At 72.9% G+C, this 16,559-nt stretch carries 14 protein-coding genes; 6 read left to right on the top strand and 8 right to left on the bottom strand.

The annotated features are described in order from the left end of the window. Positions 1 to 108 precede the first annotated feature (108 nt). On the top strand, positions 109 to 396 hold the full coding sequence (locus ETD83_RS04555; RefSeq protein WP_138643766.1) for a DUF4235 domain-containing protein: 288 nt from the start codon (positions 109 to 111) through the stop codon (positions 394 to 396). A gap of 33 nt (positions 397 to 429) precedes the next feature. Here the strand turns inward: ETD83_RS04555 and ETD83_RS04560 are convergent, their stop codons facing one another. Both ETD83_RS04560 and ETD83_RS04565 read right to left on the bottom strand, forming a co-directional pair. Next, entirely contained in the window at positions 430 to 1,233 is an 804-nt protein-coding gene (locus tag ETD83_RS04560; RefSeq protein WP_329602675.1) for a hypothetical protein, read from the bottom strand. 16 nt (positions 1,234 to 1,249) lie between these two features. Then, complete coding sequence (locus tag ETD83_RS04565) at positions 1,250 to 1,546, bottom strand: DUF4193 domain-containing protein (protein ID WP_067893074.1); 297 nt, start codon at positions 1,544 to 1,546, stop codon at positions 1,250 to 1,252. 506 nt (positions 1,547 to 2,052) lie between these two features. Between ETD83_RS04565 and ETD83_RS04570 the strand changes: the two genes are divergently transcribed. Both ETD83_RS04570 and ETD83_RS04575 read left to right on the top strand, forming a co-directional pair. After that, positions 2,053 to 3,738: a serine/threonine-protein kinase gene (locus tag ETD83_RS04570; RefSeq protein WP_138643767.1), complete on the top strand. Its 1,686-nt coding sequence runs from the start codon at positions 2,053 to 2,055 to the stop codon at positions 3,736 to 3,738. Continuing rightward, the gene (locus tag ETD83_RS04575) at positions 3,735 to 6,455 is read left to right on the top strand and encodes an ABC transporter substrate-binding protein (protein ID WP_138643768.1); all 2,721 of its coding nucleotides are present in this window, start codon (positions 3,735 to 3,737) and stop codon (positions 6,453 to 6,455) included. Before ETD83_RS04570 ends, ETD83_RS04575 begins: the two co-directional genes overlap by 4 nt. Before the next feature lie 19 nt (positions 6,456 to 6,474). Here the strand turns inward: ETD83_RS04575 and ETD83_RS04580 are convergent, their stop codons facing one another. Both ETD83_RS04580 and ETD83_RS04585 read right to left on the bottom strand, forming a co-directional pair. Beyond that, on the bottom strand, positions 6,475 to 7,731 hold the full coding sequence (locus ETD83_RS04580) for a sensor histidine kinase (protein WP_230420673.1): 1,257 nt from the start codon (positions 7,729 to 7,731) through the stop codon (positions 6,475 to 6,477). After that, complete coding sequence (locus ETD83_RS04585; RefSeq protein ID WP_138643769.1) at positions 7,728 to 8,381, bottom strand: response regulator transcription factor; 654 nt, start codon at positions 8,379 to 8,381, stop codon at positions 7,728 to 7,730. Before ETD83_RS04585 ends, ETD83_RS04580 begins: the two co-directional genes overlap by 4 nt. Positions 8,382 to 8,589: 208 nt before the next feature. Here ETD83_RS04585 and ETD83_RS42240 point away from each other — a divergent pair, with 208 nt between their 5' ends. After that, positions 8,590 to 8,766, top strand: coding sequence for a hypothetical protein (locus ETD83_RS42240; RefSeq protein WP_165964506.1), 177 nt, complete (start codon positions 8,590 to 8,592; stop codon positions 8,764 to 8,766). Positions 8,767 to 8,831: 65 nt separating this feature from the next. Here the strand turns inward: ETD83_RS42240 and ETD83_RS04590 are convergent, their stop codons facing one another. The 3 genes from ETD83_RS04590 to ETD83_RS04600 are packed head-to-tail and all read right to left on the bottom strand — an operon-like array spanning position 8,832 to position 11,844. Then, positions 8,832 to 9,641 (bottom strand): inositol monophosphatase family protein, encoded by an 810-nt coding sequence (locus ETD83_RS04590; protein ID WP_138643770.1) that lies wholly within the window; start codon positions 9,639 to 9,641, stop codon positions 8,832 to 8,834. Positions 9,642 to 9,693: 52 nt separating this feature from the next. After that, positions 9,694 to 10,602 (bottom strand): ferrochelatase, encoded by a 909-nt coding sequence (locus ETD83_RS04595; protein ID WP_138643771.1) that lies wholly within the window; start codon positions 10,600 to 10,602, stop codon positions 9,694 to 9,696. A 12-nt stretch (positions 10,603 to 10,614) separates the two neighbouring features. After that, on the bottom strand, positions 10,615 to 11,844 hold the full coding sequence (locus ETD83_RS04600; RefSeq protein WP_138643772.1) for a lytic transglycosylase domain-containing protein: 1,230 nt from the start codon (positions 11,842 to 11,844) through the stop codon (positions 10,615 to 10,617). Positions 11,845 to 12,029: 185 nt separating this feature from the next. Here ETD83_RS04600 and ETD83_RS04605 point away from each other — a divergent pair, with 185 nt between their 5' ends. Continuing rightward, positions 12,030 to 13,340: a D-arabinono-1,4-lactone oxidase gene (locus ETD83_RS04605; protein ID WP_138643773.1), complete on the top strand. Its 1,311-nt coding sequence runs from the start codon at positions 12,030 to 12,032 to the stop codon at positions 13,338 to 13,340. 24 nt (positions 13,341 to 13,364) lie between these two features. Here ETD83_RS04605 and ETD83_RS04610 read toward each other — a convergent pair whose 3' ends face one another. Next, positions 13,365 to 14,357, bottom strand: a complete 993-nt coding sequence (locus ETD83_RS04610; RefSeq protein ID WP_138643774.1) for a hypothetical protein — start codon at positions 14,355 to 14,357, stop codon at positions 13,365 to 13,367. 423 nt (positions 14,358 to 14,780) lie between these two features. Between ETD83_RS04610 and sepH the strand changes: the two genes are divergently transcribed. Further along, the gene (sepH, locus tag ETD83_RS04615) at positions 14,781 to 16,544 is read left to right on the top strand and encodes a septation protein SepH (protein ID WP_138643775.1); all 1,764 of its coding nucleotides are present in this window, start codon (positions 14,781 to 14,783) and stop codon (positions 16,542 to 16,544) included. Positions 16,545 to 16,559 lie beyond the last annotated feature (15 nt).

Consider the following 16,559-nt stretch of genomic DNA (forward strand, 5'->3'; position numbering starts at 1 on the left):
TCGTATTGACCGCGCCCCGGATCGCATGCCGATTACCGGCGCCAACGCGGCGATCACCGGCGAACGGTTCCGGTAGCGTCGGAACCACTGGACGACTGGAGGACGATCATGGCGGACAAGGGCGACCTCGGCTGGCGGGTGATGGCCGGCGCCGCGGCCTTCGCGGGCGGCTTCGTCGCGAAGAAGGCCATCACGCTGGCCTGGAAGAAGAGCACCGGGAAGGAGCCGCCGACCAACCCCGAGTCGCCCGAGGTCGCGCTGACCGAGGCGATCGGCTGGGCCGTGGTGATGGGCGTCGGCATGGAGCTCGCCCGCCTGCTCGCCACCCGCGCCGCCGCGAGGCAGTGGGCCAAGGGCACCGGCGAGCTCCCGGCCAACCTCAAGACCGAGGGTTAGGAACGAGGGCGGCCGGAGCTCAGTCCGCGGACTTCAGCCGCCGTGGTCGCGTGGGAGCGGGGGCGGGGCTCCCATCGACTGGCGCAGGTCGTGGCGGATCTTGGCTGCGAGGGCCTTGGTGGCGGAGCGGTTGAGGGCGGCGCCGGCGACGGCGCCCGTGAGGAACGGGCCCATGGTGCCCAGGCTGCGGCCGAAGGTGCGCAGCATGCGTTTGCGCAGGGCCGTCTTCGCGGCCGTTCCGAGCGCGCTGGTGAGGGAGCCCGTCTCCAGGGGGTTGATGCCGCGCTGCCGGGCCCAGGACGTGACGAACGCCGCGCCGCGCGCGGTTCCGTTGCCCTGGACGGTGAGGCCGTACACCTCGTGCAGTTCGGCGATCATCTTGACCTCGATGGCCGCGACGACGAGGGTCTCGGCCGCCAGCTGAGCGGGGGCGGTCAGCAGGAGCGGCGGGGCGGCGAACTGCACGGCGGCGAGCGCACCGCCTGCGGCGCCGACGGCGGTCGTGCTGTTCCCGGCCGCTTTCACCAGCTTGTCGGCGAGGTCCTCGCCCATCAGGCCGGGGTGGTGGGCCTGCAGCGTCTCAAGGTCGCGGATCGGGATGTGCGGGGCGGCCTCCACGAGCAGGTCGCCGAGCCAACGGCCGCGCGCGACGCCCGCGGCGCCTGCTCTGCGGGCCTGCTGGCCCAGCAGCGCGGCCAGTCGGCCGAGCAGGCGGCCGCGGGTCTCGCGGTCCATGTCCTCTTCGGCGGTGAGCCGCCCGAGCAGCTCACCGAGTTCGGCGGAACCGTTCCGGCGGGACGGCTCCATGTCCTCCTGAGGTTCGATCTCTCCCGGCACCTGCGGCCACTCCCGGTCAGGCGGCGCACTCGCGGCAGATCGGCTGGCCGTTCTTCTCGGTGGCCAGCTGGCTGCGGTGGTGCACCAGGAAGCAGCGCGTGCAGGTGAACTCGTCGGCCTGCCGCGGAACCACCCGGAAGGTGAGCTCCTCGTTCGACAGGTCGGCGCCGGGCAGCTCGGCCACCTCGCCGGCGTCCAGGTCCTCGTCAATGATGCTGGCGGCCTTGTCGGCGCGCCGGGCCTGGAGCTCCTGGAGGCTGTCCTCGCTGAGATCGTCGTCTGTCTTGCGTGGGCTGTCGTAGTCGGTCGCCATCTTCTATCTCCATCCCCCTCAGTGCTTTATGCGCCCCGTCGCGCGGAACTAACGCTCGGGGGACCGTTCTTGTGCCCGATCCGGGCGGGAAATTCTGTCACGGTTGGTGACCTGCGACACACAAGGCGCGACCGTCCCCACGAGTGACACCCGTCACCCGCATCTCTTTCTAGAAATGTGTCTTCTGTCACATATCCGACGGATGTCGCGATGCGATGGCGTAACCAGGGCTCCCGCCGCGGATCTCACGGCGGTCGGGGATCATATCGGTCCGGGGGGCGTTGTGCGCGCCGACCTGCCCGGCGCGGCGGGATGGCCGATCGGGCAGGTCGGACATCGAACCAGACTCTTCAGTGAAACGTCTGAACTAACGCGATATCGTGCCCGCCTGAGGTTGGGGGCGGGCCCCCTGCGGGGCCTGCCCGGCGATCGCCGGCGGAAGGCCCCCGCTCCGGGGTCCGGCGCACACTATCGCGGGACATCACTGCGGGTCACTGGAGGGTCAGATGCCGGATGCCGCTCCGCTGGAGCCGGGCGATCCTAGGGCACTCGGGCAGTACGAGGTCGTCGGACGGCTCGGCGCCGGGGGTCAGGGCGCCGTCTTCCTGGGCAGGACGCCGGGAGGCGAGTACGTCGCCGTCAAGCTGCTGCACGCGCAGATGGCGAACGACCCGGCCGCGCGGGCCCGGTTCACCCGCGAGGTGGCGGCGGCGCAGAAGGTCGAACCGTTCTGCACGGCCCGCGTCCTGGAGGCCGACGTCCACGGCGACCAGCCGTACGTCGTCAGCGAGTTCATCGACGGGCCGTCCCTGCACGACGTCGTCGCGCACGACGGGCCGCGCAGCGCCCAGGAACTGGAGCGCCTCGCGATCGGCACGGTGACGGCGCTCGCCGCCATCCACGAGGCCGGGATCGTCCACCGCGACTTCAAGCCGAACAACGTCATGCTGGCGGCGGACGGCCCCCGCGTCGTCGACTTCGGCATCGCCAGGACGGTCAACTCGCAGGAGAGCGCGGTCACCGCCACCGGCATGGTGGTCGGCACCCCCGGCTACCTGGCGCCCGAGCAGCTCACCGGCGCGCCGCTCACCCCGGCCGTCGACATCTTCGCCTGGGCCGCGACGATGGTGTTCGCCGCGACCGGGCAGTCGCCGTTCGAGGCGGACACGCTGCCGGTCATCATCAACCGGATCCTCAACGAGGAGCCCGACCTGTCCGCGCTGCCCGCGGGGCCGCTGCGCGACCTGGTCGGACGCTGCCTGTCCAAGGACGCGGGCCTGCGCCCGCCCGCGGCGCAGCTCCTGCTGAACCTGCTGGGGCACGTGGGCGTCGCGCCGGGCTCCCAGGCGGGCGGGCCGGACGACCTGCTCAACCAGGGCACCCGGATCGCGTCGCAGCTCGCGCCGCCGCCCCCGGTGCCGCCCGCGCCGCGGCCGCAGTACCAGCCGCCGCAGCAGCAGATCACCCCGCCGCCGATGCCGATGCATCAGGCCGGGATGCCGCCGGGGCCGCACACGCCGCCGCCGCAGCCGATCACGCCGCCGCCCATGCCGATGTACCAGGGCGGCGCGATGCCGCCCCCGCCGCCGAACCAGCCGCGGATGCCGATGGGGCAGCCGGTCCCGCCCGGGCCCGGGTACGGGCGGCCGAAGCAGTCCGGCGGCGCCGGGCCGATCCTCGCGATCGGCTGCGGGGTGCTCGCGCTGATCGTCGTCATCGTGGTCGTGGCGATCGTCCTGGTCGCCGCCGGCGACGACACCCCGGACCCGGATCCGTACACGCCGCCGATCACGTACACGCCGCCGTCCTCCACCTACACGCCGTCGCCGTTGACGACCCGCGGCGGCCTCATCGGCGTGTGGCGCGGTGACGGGAACCAGCCGGGCGCCAGCGCGGGGCACACGAGGTTCGAGGTCCGGTTCACGCTGGTGTACTCCAGCGGCATCGCGACGTACACCTACCCGTCCGGGTCGCAGGTCGACTGCCGGACCCGGCTCTCGCACCTGTCCGGCGACAGCGGCAGCTCCCGGATCGAGTACCAGGAGACGCCGTACACCGGGATGGACCCGAAGGAGTGCGCGCCCGGGTACATCACGTTCATCCCGTCCGGGTCCGGCACCACCATGCGGTGGGAGTGGCGGCAGACCCGCTCGGCCTCGACCGCCCAGGCCTTCGGAACCGTGAGCAGGTGACGGACGAGGTCACACCGCTTCGCGCGGGTGACCCGTCCCGGCTCGGCTCGTACCGCCTGACCGGCCTCCTCGGGGAGGGCGGTCAGGGCACCGTCTACCTCGGCGAGGACGAGCCGGGCCACCGGGTCGCCGTGAAGCTGCTGCACGCGCGGTTCAGCGGCGACCCGAAGGCCAGAGCGCGGTTCGCGGCCGAGGTGGCCGTCGCCAAACGGGTGTCGGCGTTCTGCACCGCCCGCGTCCTCGACTCCGACGTCGAGGGCGACCGGCCCTACATCGTGAGCGAGTACATCGACGGCCCGCCGCTGTCGCAGGTGGTGTCCGCCGAGGGCCCGCGGCACGGCACCGATCTGGACCGGCTGGCGATCGGGACGATGACGGCCCTCGCCGCCATCCACCAGGCGGGCGTCGTGCACCGCGACTTCAAGCCCGCCAACGTGCTGCTCGCGCCGGACGGCCCGCGGGTGATCGACTTCGGTATCGCGCGGGCGCTGGACGCGACGGGCACGATGTCGAGCACCGCCGTCGGCACGCCCGCCTACATGGCCCCCGAGCAGATCTCCGGGGCGCGGGTCGGGCCGGCGGCGGACGTGTTCGCGTGGGGCGCCACGATGGTCCAGGCGGCCACCGCGCGGCCCGCGTTCGGGCACGACTCCATCCCGGCGGTCATGCACCGCATCCTCAACCTGCCGCCCGACCTCGGGAACCTGCACGCGCCGCTGCGCCAGATCGTCGCGGACTGCCTCAGCAAGGACCCGGCGGCGCGGCCCGCGTCCCAGCATGTCCTGGCGCATCTTCTGGAACTCGCGGGGAGCCTGCCGCGGCCGGGCGCCCGGCCGGACGCCCCCGGCGACGACTCGGTGATCCTCACGCATGGGGCGGCGACCGCGGCGACGGGGTCGGCGCGGCTGCAGATCGTCCCTGCGCAGCCGCCCCATCAGCCGCCGCCGAGCGCGGCGGCGTGGCCGCCTCTGCCTCCGCCGCACAACGGGCAGGGATATGCCGGGCCATGGCCCTCCCCCGCGGTCCCGTCCCCGGGGCCCGACGCCGCGCCGCCACCGGGCAAGCGCGGCAAGCGCGGCATGGGCGTGCTGGCGAGCGCGGGCGGCGCCGCACTGGTCGCCCTGGTGGTCGCCGGCACGGTGATCGCCGTCAAGCTCGCCGGCCATGGCGGGCCCGACCCGACCACGACGGCGGCCGGACGGACGGGCGGCACGTTCCCGATGACGGTCAGAGGCCCCGGCACGAGCGCCGACGAGATCGACCCGTCGCACGCCTACGGCGGGACGGAGCGGTTCCTGACCAAGCAGCTGTTCACCGGCCTGACCGAGCTCGGCCCGGACGGCGTCGCGCGCAACCGCCTCGCCACGCAGATCACGCCGGACGCGTCCTGCCGGCGGTGGAAGATCCTCGTCAAGGACGGGACGACGTTCAGCGACGGCAGGCCCGTCGACGCGAACGCGTTCGCCCGCGGATGGTCGCGCAGCGCGGCGACGGACACCGGCGGCGGCTCCTTCCTGATGAACGACATCGAGGGCTTCGCCGCGGTCGCCGCCGGCAGGTCCGCCACGCTGTCCGGGGTCAAAGTGGTGTCCGGCACCGCCCTCGACGTCACGCTCACCTCCCCCAACTGCGACTTCGCCGCACGGCTGTCCGAGCCCGCCTTCATGCCCGTCCCCGAGGAGGCGGGCAAGCCCGACAACGCGGCGTTCAACACCCGGCCCGTCGGGAACGGGCCGTTCAGGCTGCAGGAGTATCAGCAGAACAGGCGGGTCTCGCTGGTGCGCAACGACGCCTGGGCGTTCGGCAAGACGAAGTTCGACGGCGTGGACGTCCGCATCAGCGACGAACCGGTCCTCGGACGCACGGCCTACGCCGCGGGCGAGGTCGACTGGTACACCGTCGGCACCGACCAGCTCGGCACCACCCCCACGGCCGACCTGATCTCGCGGCCCGCGCCGTTCACCCGGATGCTCGTCCCGATCACCGCCCGCGGGCCGATGAGGTCCAGGGAGGCCAGGGAGGCGGTGTCCTACGCCGTCGACCGCGAGGGGCTCGGCGCGCTGTTCGGCAACGCCTACAAGCCGGCGCACGGCCTCGTCCCGCCGGGGATCCCCGGCTTCGGCAAACCCGGCGCATGCCCGTCGTGCGACGGGACGGACCCGGTGAAGGCCAGAGCGCTCGCGGAGCGGGCGGGGCTCGGGCCGGGGTCGCAGGTCCGGCTCTACCACCGGGCCTCGACCGCCGACGAGAAGCTGGTCCACGCCGTGCGGAGCATGCTGCAGACGGTCCTCGGCTGGAAGGTCGACCTGCGGGTGATCCCGCTCAGCGAGTTCGAGCGGTTCCGCAAGGAGCTCGTCGCGGACGACGCGTCCGGCCTGGCGTTCTTCTCCTGGGGCCCCGACTACCCGAGCGCCTACTCCATGCTGTGGCCGCTTCTCGGCGGCACGCTGGTGGCGACCGCCGAGAACGCCTACTACAACCTGTCCCGCTGGAAGAACCCGAACTTCGACAACCTGATCTCCAGCGCCCTCAGGACGCAGCCCGCCGGCACCCGCGCGAACCTGTTCCGGCAGGCCGAGAAGCTGGCGCTGGACGACATGGCCCTCGTCCCGCTCGTGAACAACGGAGCGGCCGCGGTGCGCAGGAACGGCAAGTACGTCGGCCTGGAGATGGACTACGACGGCGACCCGACCGTGGCGACGGCCGCGCTCAAGTAGCCCGCGCTCAGAGCGGGGATCAGCCTGGTGGGAGCCGGACCGTGACGATCAGCCCGCCGCCGGGCCGCGGCGCCGCGTACACGGCGCCCCGGTGCGCCAGCACCACCGACCGGACGATCGACAGGCCGAGCCCGGCGCCCTTGGCCGACTCGACGCGGTCGGCGTTCAGCCGCCGGAACGGCTCGAACAGCCTCTCCACCTCGTAGGCGGGCACGGCGGGACCGGTGTTCTCGACCTGGATCGTCGCGTACCCCTCCAGCATGCCGGTGCGGATCCACAGCTCGCCGCCGTCCTCGACGTTGTGCTTGATCGCGTTCTCGACGAGGTTGGACACCAGGTGTTCCAGCAGCACCGGGTCGCCGAGCGCCTTCCCGGACGTCAGCTCCGGATGGACGGCCACGTCGAGGTCGTGGTCGCCGCGCGCCGAGTGCTCCAGCACCGTCGTCGCCACCTCGGCCAGGTCGACCGGGGTGCGGGTCGCCAGCTCCCGCTCGCTGCGGGCGAGCAGCAGCAGGCCCTCGATGAGCCGCTCGTGCCTGGCGTTGGTCGCGAGGAGCGTCCGGCCGACGGCGCGCAGGTCGTCGGAGACGTCCGGGTCGCCGAGCGCGACCTCCAGCAGCGTCCGGTTGATCGCGAGCGGGGTGCGCAGCTCGTGGGACGCGTTCGCGACGAACCGGCGCTGCGAGTCGAACGCCATCCCGAGCCGTTCGAGCATCGCGTCGAAGGTGTCGGCCAGCTCCTTGATCTCGTCGTCCGGGCCCTCCAGCGCGATCCGCTCGTGGAGCGTGCTCTCCGACAGGCGGCGCGCGGTGGTGGTGACCCGCTGCAGCGGGCTCAGCGCCCGGTCGGCGACGAACCAGCCGAGCACCAGCGTGATGACCCCTACGCCGCCGAGCGCCAGCAGCGACCGTCCGACGAGCTGGCGCATCGTCTGCTCGACGAACTGGCGCTGCAGCGCCGCGGCCTCCTCGTCGGAGATGTTGAAGCCGATCACCTTGACGCCGCCGAGGATGTCGGCCATCAGCACCGACATCACGAACAGCAGCAGCGCCCCCGCCATGAAGAACAGCAGCCCGTAAAGGAGGGTGAGGCGCAGCCGCACGCTCATGCGGGGCAGCGCCTTCATGTCGCCGAACGTCCCGCCGCCGTCGCCGCGCCACATGCCCTTGGGGGCCTGAGCCGGCTGCGGGACCTGCTGCGGGCCGGGACGCCGCCACGGCCCGCCGCCGCCACCGGACGTCTCCGGTCCGTTGCGGGGCGCGGGTTCGGTGGTCACAGCCGGTACCCCACGCCGGGCACGGTCTCGATCACCGGGGGGTCGCCGAGCTTCTTGCGCAGCGTCATCATCGTGACCCGGACGACGTTCGTGAACGGGTCGATGTGCTCGTCCCAGGCCTTTTCCAGGAGCTGCTCGGAGCTGACGACGGTGCCCTCCGCGCTGAGCAGCACCTCCAGGACGGCGAACTCCTTGCGGGTCAACTCGACGGGGCGCCCGTCCCGCGCGACCTCGCGGCGGGCCGGGTCGAGGCTGATCCCGGCGCGCTCCAGGACGGGCGGCAGCGGCGCGGCGGCGCGGCGGCCGAGGGCCCGCACCCGGGCGATCAGCTCGGCGAACGCGAACGGCTTGGCCAGGTAGTCGTCGGCGCCGATGGACAGGCCCTCGACCCGGTCGTCCAGCTCGCCCGCCGCGGTCAGCATGATGATCCGCGCCGGGTAGCGCTGCGCGACGAGCTGCTTGCAGACGTCGTCGCCGTGGACCTTGGGCAGGTCGCGGTCCAGCACGATCACGTCGTACTCGTTGACGCCGGCCCGCTCCAGCGCGCCGGCGCCGTCGTAGGCCACGTCCACGGCCAGCGTCTCTCTCCGCAGGCCGGTGGCGATCGCGTCGGCGAGCACCCGCTCGTCCTCGACGACTAGAACACGCACGAGGTCCCCCTCCATGGGCCGGGACGCGGTCCGTCCCGGCCTCCAGATATGCCACGGGCACCGTAAGACGCCCGTAAACACCTGTTCAGATGATCGTTATGCGCGCCGTGGTGGCAGGGGCGCAAGAATCCGCGAAAATTGCATTGGCGTTCAGGTTTACCTTCAGCCTAGGCCTGGGTAGGCATGGGCACGATCCGGGAGGAGGCCTATGGGCGAGTTGTCACGCATGATCCAGCAGCGACTCGATGACGCGTACGCGTCGCTGCGCAGCGCCCATGCAGAGGGAGACACCTACCTGGCGGACATTCGCCAGGAGGAGATCAACGATCTGCGCCGGATCGCAGCGAACAACGACATCGGTGTAGAGCCACCCCGCTGCGACTGAACACGCGCGAACGACACAGGAGCCCGGGCCTGCGCGGTCCCGGGCTCCCCGTTTCACGGCCCACCTCAATCGCCGAGCGGGTCCAGCGGGGCCAGAAGGTCGTGCAGGGCCTCGAAGATGACCGGATCTGCGGCGATGGTCAGTTCCGGGCCGGGCGCGGCGCCGTGCAGGCCCTCGACGCGTCCGCCCGCCTCCCGGACGATCAGCCCGCCGGCGGCGATGTCCCACGCCTGGACACCGCGCTCGTAGTAGGCGTCGACCCGTCCGGCCGCGAGGGAGCACAGGTCGACGCAGCAGGAGCCGCCACGCCGGATGTCGCGGACGTTCGGCAGCACCCCCGTGAGGACCTGCGCCTGTCTGGCTCGCCGTCCGGCCGCGTAACCGAACCCCGTGGCCACCAGCGCCTTGTCGAGCGGCACCCGAGAATTCACGCGGAGTTCGCGCGTGCCGGACGCGGTGTGCTGGAGAGCGCCCGCGCCGCGCACGGCCGTGTACGACTCGCCCCGGCGCGGGATCTCCACGACCCCGGCGACGGCCGTGCCGTCCACCTCGGCGGCGATGCTGACCGCCCAGTCGGGCAGGTCGTACAGGTAGTTGACGGTCCCGTCGATCGGGTCGACCACCCAGCGGACGCCGCTGCCGCCGGCCCGGTCGCCGCCCTCCTCGCCGAGGAACGCGTCGTCGGGGCGCACGGCCCGGATCCGCTCGATGACCAGCTGCTCGGCGGCGCGGTCCATGCGGGTGACGACGTCGGTCGGGGACGACTTGGTCTGCACGACGTCCGGGCCGTCCGCCGGACGCTTGTCGACCAGCATCCGGCCGGCCTCCCGCGCGGTCGCGACGGCCAGCTCCAGCAGGTCATCCGCCAGGCTCATCGTCTTGCTCCTCGTGGGGGGACGACCCCCCACACCCCCCGCTTCGCTGCGCTCATTTCGTATCGGCCAGAAGGTGGCGGGGCAGAGCCGCGAACCGGGGGTCGGTGCCGGGGGTGGCGGCCCGCGCGAAGGCGATACCGAGGTCGGCGGCGCGCTCCGCGGCCTCGACGTCGAGGTCGAACTTGACCTCCATGTGATCGGACACGAACCCGATCGGGACGACCGCGACGGCGCGGTCGCCGTCCCCGTGCAGCTTCTCCAGATGGTCGGTGATCTGCGGTTCCAGCCAGGGCTGCGCCGGGGGGCCGCTGCGGCTCTGGTAGACGAGATCCCACGGCGTCCTAGGGGCCGCCTTCTGCGCGACCGTCCGCGCGGCGGTCTCCAGCTCTTCGGCGTACAGGTCCCGGTTGGGCTGGGACAGCGGCACGCTGTGCGCGGTGAAGACCAGTCGTGCGCCTTCTGGGAGACGGCTCAGGGCGTCCTTCGTCGCGTCCACGAAAGGTTCGATGAAGCCTGGCCTGTCGCAGTAGACGGGGAGCTTGTCTATCTCGGGCGCGTCGGACACCTCTTCGCGCGCGCGCGCGATGTCGTCGAGGTACTGGTCGTTGGTGGAGTAGCCGCTGTAGGCGGACGTGACGAACGCGGCCGCCCGGCGCACACCGTCCGCCTTCATCTGCCGGACGGTGTCGGCCAGGTACGGGGTCCAGTTCCGGTTGCCCCAGTAGACGGGCAGGTCCACGCCGTGGGCGGCGAAATCGGCCTCGATCGCGGCCTTGAGGTCGCGGCACTGCTGGTTGATGGGGCTGACCCCGCCGAACAGGTGGTAGTGCTCCCCCACCTCTTCCAGGCGGTCCCTGGGGATGTTCCGGCCACGGGTCACGTTCTCCAGGAACGGGATCACGTCCTCGGGCCCCTCCGGCCCCCCGAAGGACAGCAGAAGCAACGCGTCGTACGACGTCATGCTCCCATCCAATCAGCTGAACCTCGCGGCGTACGCGCGGGCGAGGCTGAGGACCTTCTGGACGTACCAGTGCGCGTGGTTGTACTGGAACACCGCTTTGTAGAGCTGCTTGCCGCCCCTGCCCGCACCGTTCGCGCACAGGTATTTCGCGGCTCCGGGAATGGCGTCGTAGGGGTTCATGATGTCGGCCTTGCCGTCTCGGTCGCCGTCCACCCCGTAGGCCCTCCAGGTCGCGGGCATGAACTGCATGGGGCCGAGCGCGCCCGCGCTGGACGGGCCCGCGTTGCGGCCGTGGTCGCTCTCGACCTGGCCGATCGCGGCGAGGACCGTCCAGGACAGGCCCCGGCAGGCGGTGGCCGCCTGCTTGTACAGGTCCAGGTAGCTGCTCGGACGGCCGCCGTCGCCGGGCGTCTGGTACTCGTGCAGGTTCACGACGTTCGTGCCGGGCCCGAGGACCCTGGTCACCGCCTTGACGACCTTGGCCGGGCTCACACCGGGCGCGTTGACCAGGACGGCCACGTTCGGGACGAGCCCGATCCGCGCTCCGGAGCCCCCGCTGACGAGCATGTCGATGCCGGGCAGGCCGAGGGGCCCGGCGCCGCCCATCGTCAGGTTCGGCATCGTCCGTCCGATCACCGGGTACCGCATGCCGCGGTTGAGCCCGAGCTGCTCCGCGGCGGCCGTGGACACCACGAAACGGTCGGCGGCCAGCGCCTCCCACAGGCCGTTGTCCTTCGCCGTTCCGGGCGGCGTCCACGAGCGGAACGCGGACGGGTCGACGGCGAACGCGTTGACCTGGCGTCCCTGGAGCTGGACGGCGCCGCCCGCGACCGCGACGACGTCCCTGACCCGGCCCAGCGACGCGATCTTCTTGATCTTCGCCGCCGGGATCGAGCCGCGGCCGACCGCCAGCACGTCCGGTGGCACCACGCGCCGCAGCGGCGCGACCTCGCCGCCGGTGGCCACGTTGACGGGGTCGCCGGGCGGCACGCTCGGGGGCGGCTGCGGCCGCGACGAGCCGGTGGGCTCCTCCCGCTCCGCCGTCAGCGCCGCGATCGCGCCGCCGGACGCGGTCGCGGCGGCGAGGACCGCTATACCGGCGATGGCGACCGGCAGCCCCCGGCCGCGGCGGCGCGGCCCGGGACGCGCGTCGCCGCCGTGCGGCCTCCGCCGCTTCTTCTCCGGCCTCGGCCTGCGCGGTCGCGCGTCGGGCCCGGTGCGCGGTGCTGAAGGAGGAGCCACAACATTTCCCAACGACTGTCGCTACAGGCGGTTCCCCCGCCTTGTCACTTCTTTCCCACCTGTACCGGGATCATGGGCGGGCCGATATCCGACCGGATAGTACGGTATCGCCGGATTCGCCCCTGGCACCTCCGATCAAAGAACATGAACTTTCCTCATGAACGGGGGCCGAGTAGAGTCACGGCATGTCCCCCGTGACCAACCAGAAGTGGCAGAACTGGGCGGGAAACCAGCAGGCCACGCCGCATCGCGTCGTGACGCCGCGCACCGCGGGCGAGGTGGCCGAGGTGGTGCGGTCGGCCGCCGGCGACGGCCTCACGGTCCGCATGACGGGCACGGGCCACTCCTTCACCGGCGCGGCCGTCGCGGAGGGCGTCCTGCTGCGTCCGGGCGGGCTCACGGCCGTCCGCTCGGTCGACACCGCCTCCGGGCTCGTCACCGTCGAGGCGGGGCTTGCGCTGCACGCGCTCAACCGCGTCCTCGACGACCACGGGCTCGCGCTGGCCAACATGGGCGACATCCAGGAGCAGACCGTCGCCGGGGCCCTGCAGACCGCCACGCACGGCACCGGGCGCGACAGCGCCGGGCTGGCCTCCCAGGTCGCCGCGCTCGAACTCGTGCTCGCCGACGGCACCGTCGTGACCTGCTCGCGCGAGGAGCGTCCCGACCTGTTCGACGCGGCGTGCGCGGGCGTCGGCGCGCTCGGCGTCATCACCGCCATCACCTGGCGGGCCGTTCCCTCGTTCCTCCTGCGGGCGCAGGAGGAACCGATGAAGTGGGACGAGGTCCTCGCCCGCTTGGACGAGTTCGACACCGCCAACGAGCACTTCGAATTCTACTGGTTCCCGCACACCGAGGGCTGCCTGACCAAGCGCAACAACCGCGTCGAGGGCCACGCGGAGCCGCTGTCCAGGTTCAAGCACTGGCTGGACGACCAGTTCCTGTCCAACACCGTGTTCGGTGCCGTCAACCGGCTGACGCACCGGGTTCCCAGCACAACGCGCTTCGTGAACGGCGTCTCCGCCAGGGCCCTCGGCGCGCGCGCCTACAGCGACACCTCGTACAAGGTCTTCACCAGCCCGCGGACCGTCCGGTTCAAGGAACAGGAGTACGCGATCCCCCGCGAAGAACTCGTCCCCGCGCTGCGCGGACTCCGTGCCCTGGTCGCGCGGAGGGACTGGCGCATCAGCTTCCCGATCGAGGTCCGGACGCTTCCCCGCGAGGACGCCTGGCTCTCGATGGCCCACGGACGGCACAGCGCGTTCATCGCCGTGCACGTCTACCACCGCGACGCCCACGAGGACTACTTCCGCGGCGTCGAGGACATCATGACCGCACTCGACGGGCGTCCGCACTGGGGCAAGCTCCACACGCGCGACGCCGCGTACCTGGAGAAGGTGTATCCGAGGTTCGGTGACTTCCGCGCCCTGCGCGACGAACTCGACCCCGACCGCCGCTTCGCCAACCCGTACACGAAACAGGTCTTCGGCGACTGAGGCGGCTTCGGCGATTGAGGCGACCTAGCCGGCGGGTGCCTGCGGGTCGGCGCCGCCCGGCTCCTGGCCGCCGCCGTCCGGCGGGCCCTCGGTGGGCGCCGGAGTGTCCGGAGCCGTCGGGACGGACGACGTGGGCGGCGTCGTGGGCTGGCCGGTCGGCTGCTGGGTCGGCTGCGTCGTCGACTGTCCGTCCGGCGTGGTCGGCTGCGTGGACGGCGCGTCACCGGTGGGCGTCTCGCCCGGCGTGGCACCCGGCTCGCTCGGGTCACCGGACGGGGCGGGCGACGGATCGTCGTCCTGCTGCCCGCCACCGCCGCCCAGCACGTTCGTGACGGTCAGGCCGCTGCCGCCCTTGCCGAGCGCCTGCCCCGTCGTCGCCTCGTAGATCGTGATCCCGCCGATCACGATGGCGAACACCACGGCCGACGACGCCGCCGGCGTCACCCAGTGCGCCCTGGCCCACTCGACCGTGCTCTCCCACGCCGAACGCCGGGCGGCCTGGCGCACCGCGTCCTCCCCGGCCGCCTCGGCGAGCGAGGCGGCGACCGCGTCCACCGGGTCCAGGCGCGTCGCGTTCGGATCACCGTGTCCGGCAGCGCCGCCGGACGGCAGGTCGAACCGTGTGGCGTTCGGGTCGCGGTTCGTCAGAGGGTCGTACCGGGTGGCGTTGGGGTCGCCGCCGGACGCCGAGCCGAACCGGCGGGTGGCGTTCGGGTGGCCGGACCACACCACGGTGCGGGTCGGGTCGGCGCTGGTCGCCTCGTCCGCGGCGCCCTCCGCCGCGCCCCGCCGCCGCGCCGCCGCCTGCAGCTGCGTCAGCTCCCTGAGCTGGTCCTTGCCCTGGTCGAGGTAGTGCTTGCCGACCGCCGCACCGGCCGTCGAGATCACGCTCATCAGCGCCGCGCCGATGATCGTCCCGTAGACGCCCAGATAGGACGCCCCCAAGGCCGCGGCTCCCGTCGCCACCGCACTCGCGATCAGCTGCGTGGTGCTGACGTCCGGCAGCTTGCGCGGCATGCCCCTGACCCTCCTCGTCCATCGCCGTCGAATCCCCGGAACATGAACTAACCGGGACATCCGGGTTGTTCCGGGAGCGAACGTGACGCTCACAACGCCGGCCGGGCGGAGCCGCGCACACCCGTCAGGCACGGTGAGGAAAAAGATGGACAAGAATCAGGCGGGGCGGCGCCCCGCCGGTCGCGTCACCGGCAAGCTTGGTCAGGTGCCCCCTCCGACCTCAGTGGAGGGGGCTTCGAGAGCGGCGATGTTCGGACATGCCGGGTACGGTGCTGGCAGCAGGTGTGTCCGAAAGAGAGACTCGGGAACCCGGGGGAAGGGCACGCATGCGCCCTCGGTGGGCATCGGACGGCCGGCCGGTGAGAGCAAGCCGGGCCGGTCCGAGGTCCTCCGTGCCATCAGGACAGGGCAGGAAGGACACGCATGCAGGAGCTGCGCCTCGTCGCGGTCAGCGAGGACGGTACGTACCTCGTCCTGGCCACCGCGGGCCGAGGCACCCGGTTCACCCTGCCCGTCGACGACCGGCTCCGCGCCGCGGTCCGTGGGCACTTCTCCCGCCTCGGCCAGTTCGAGATCGAAGTGGAGAGTCCCTTGCGCCCCAAGGAGATCCAGGCCCGTATCCGCTCCGGCGAGACCGCGGAGGAGATCGCCGAGTCGGCGGGAATCCCGGTCGAGCGCATTCGCTGGTTTGAGGGCCCGGTCCTGCAGGAACGCGAATACATGGCACAGCAGGCGCAGCGCGTCGCCGTCCGCCGTCCCGGCGAGTCGGCCCCCGGACCGCCGCTCGGCGAGACCGTCGAGGAGCGCCTCGGCCGCGGCGGCGTCGACCTCGAAGAGGTCGAATGGGACTCCTGGAAGTGCGAGGACAACACCTGGCGCGTCCGCCTCTCCTTCTTCGACAACGGCCGCCCGCACGCCGCCGAGTGGACGTTCGACCCGCGCCGCCGCCTCGTGTCCCCGCTGGACGAGATCGCCGCGCGCCTCACCGCCGTCGACTGGGACGACGAGCCGCTCTCCGACACCGTCACCCCGCTCGTCCCGCGCCGTCCCGCCATGAAGGTCGTGTCCAGCGACCGCGACCCGGCCCCCCGCGGCCTGCCCGCCGAGCCCGAGCAGCAGGGCGCGTACGAGCGTCCCGGCGCTTATGAACGCCCCGGCGCGTACGAGCGGCACGCCGCGCCCGAGCAGCATGCCGCACCCGAGCCGCTCCGCGCCGCCGAGCCCCGCGACTATGTCATCGAACGCGGCGGCCCCACGGCCGAGCCCCGCGCCCGGTTCCAGCAGCCGGGCGAGGCCGCCTCCCTGCGCGAGGCCGTCCAGCCGCGCGAGCCGGACGAGCGCGCCGAACCCGCCGCCCGCAGGCCCGCGCCGCTCCGGCCGTCCGGCGCCCGGGAGGCGGCCGTCCCCGCCGAGCCCGCGGAAGCCGCCGAGCGCGTCGAGAAGACCGAGCCGAGGCCGGGCGAGGCCGCTCTGGGACGCGACACGTCCGGCACGACCGAGCCCGCCGAGCCCGCCGAGCCCCGGGAGGCGCCACGGGCAGCCGCTCCGACAACCGAGCCGGAGGAGCCGCGCGACGCCGTCCAGCCTCAGGAGGCCGCCGACGAGGACGAGGCGGTCACCGGACGGGACGCGGCGCCCGCCGCGATCGAGAGCGAGACGGCGCCGCCCGCCGAGGAAGCCGGGACGCGCGAGACCGTCCGTCCCGAAGAGGACGACGACCTCGACGCCGCCGAGGCGGAGCCCGTCGCGGACGAGCGCGACGACCAGCCGGACGAGGCCGACCACGAGCGGGAGACCGCCGAACAGGCACCAGCGGAGAAGGCGTCCGCGACGAGCCCGCAGCGCAAGGCGCAGCCCGCGCGCCGCGCTGCCGAGCCCGCAAAGCCTGCGCCGCCTGAGCCCGCCGAGGACGAGCAGCCCGCGCGGGAGAAGAAGCCCGCGGCGGCGCAGCGGCCCGCGCAACGGCAGTCTCCGCGGACGCCGGCGAAGAAGAAGCCGGCGGGGCGTCCCGCCATGCCGGCCGCCGCGCAGGACAAGCCGGCGTCCGGGCCGCCCGCGGCGGCGGCCGCCGCGAGCAGCGAGCCTCCGGCCGCGCCGCGTCCGGCACGGCGCCGCAAGGCCAAGGGCAAGCGCGCCTCCGTCCCGTCCTGGGACGAGATCATGTTCGGCGCCCGCCGTCCCGAATAGCGCTTCGCCCGCGGG

The organism is Actinomadura soli, from assembly GCF_005889715.1.
GTDB classification, from domain to species: Bacteria; Actinomycetota; Actinomycetes; order Streptosporangiales; family Streptosporangiaceae; genus Spirillospora; species Spirillospora soli.

Bases quoted from the DNA above. Each gene is read 5' to 3' on its own strand.
- ETD83_RS04555 (WP_138643766.1), top strand. From the start codon at position 109: ATGGCGGACAAGGGCGACCTCGGCTGGCGGGTGATGGCCGGCGCCGCG.
- ETD83_RS04565 (WP_067893074.1), bottom strand. From the start codon at position 1,546: ATGGCGACCGACTACGACAGCCCACGCAAGACAGACGACGATCTCAGC.
- ETD83_RS04570 (WP_138643767.1), top strand. From the start codon at position 2,053: ATGCCGGATGCCGCTCCGCTGGAGCCGGGCGATCCTAGGGCACTCGGG.
- ETD83_RS42240 (WP_165964506.1), top strand. From the start codon at position 8,590: ATGGGCGAGTTGTCACGCATGATCCAGCAGCGACTCGATGACGCGTAC.
- ETD83_RS04590 (WP_138643770.1), bottom strand. From the start codon at position 9,641: ATGAGCCTGGCGGATGACCTGCTGGAGCTGGCCGTCGCGACCGCGCGG.
- ETD83_RS04595 (WP_138643771.1), bottom strand. From the start codon at position 10,602: ATGACGTCGTACGACGCGTTGCTTCTGCTGTCCTTCGGGGGGCCGGAG.
- ETD83_RS04605 (WP_138643773.1), top strand. From the start codon at position 12,030: ATGTCCCCCGTGACCAACCAGAAGTGGCAGAACTGGGCGGGAAACCAG.
- ETD83_RS04610 (WP_138643774.1), bottom strand. From the start codon at position 14,357: ATGCCGCGCAAGCTGCCGGACGTCAGCACCACGCAGCTGATCGCGAGT.
- sepH (WP_138643775.1), top strand. From the start codon at position 14,781: ATGCAGGAGCTGCGCCTCGTCGCGGTCAGCGAGGACGGTACGTACCTC.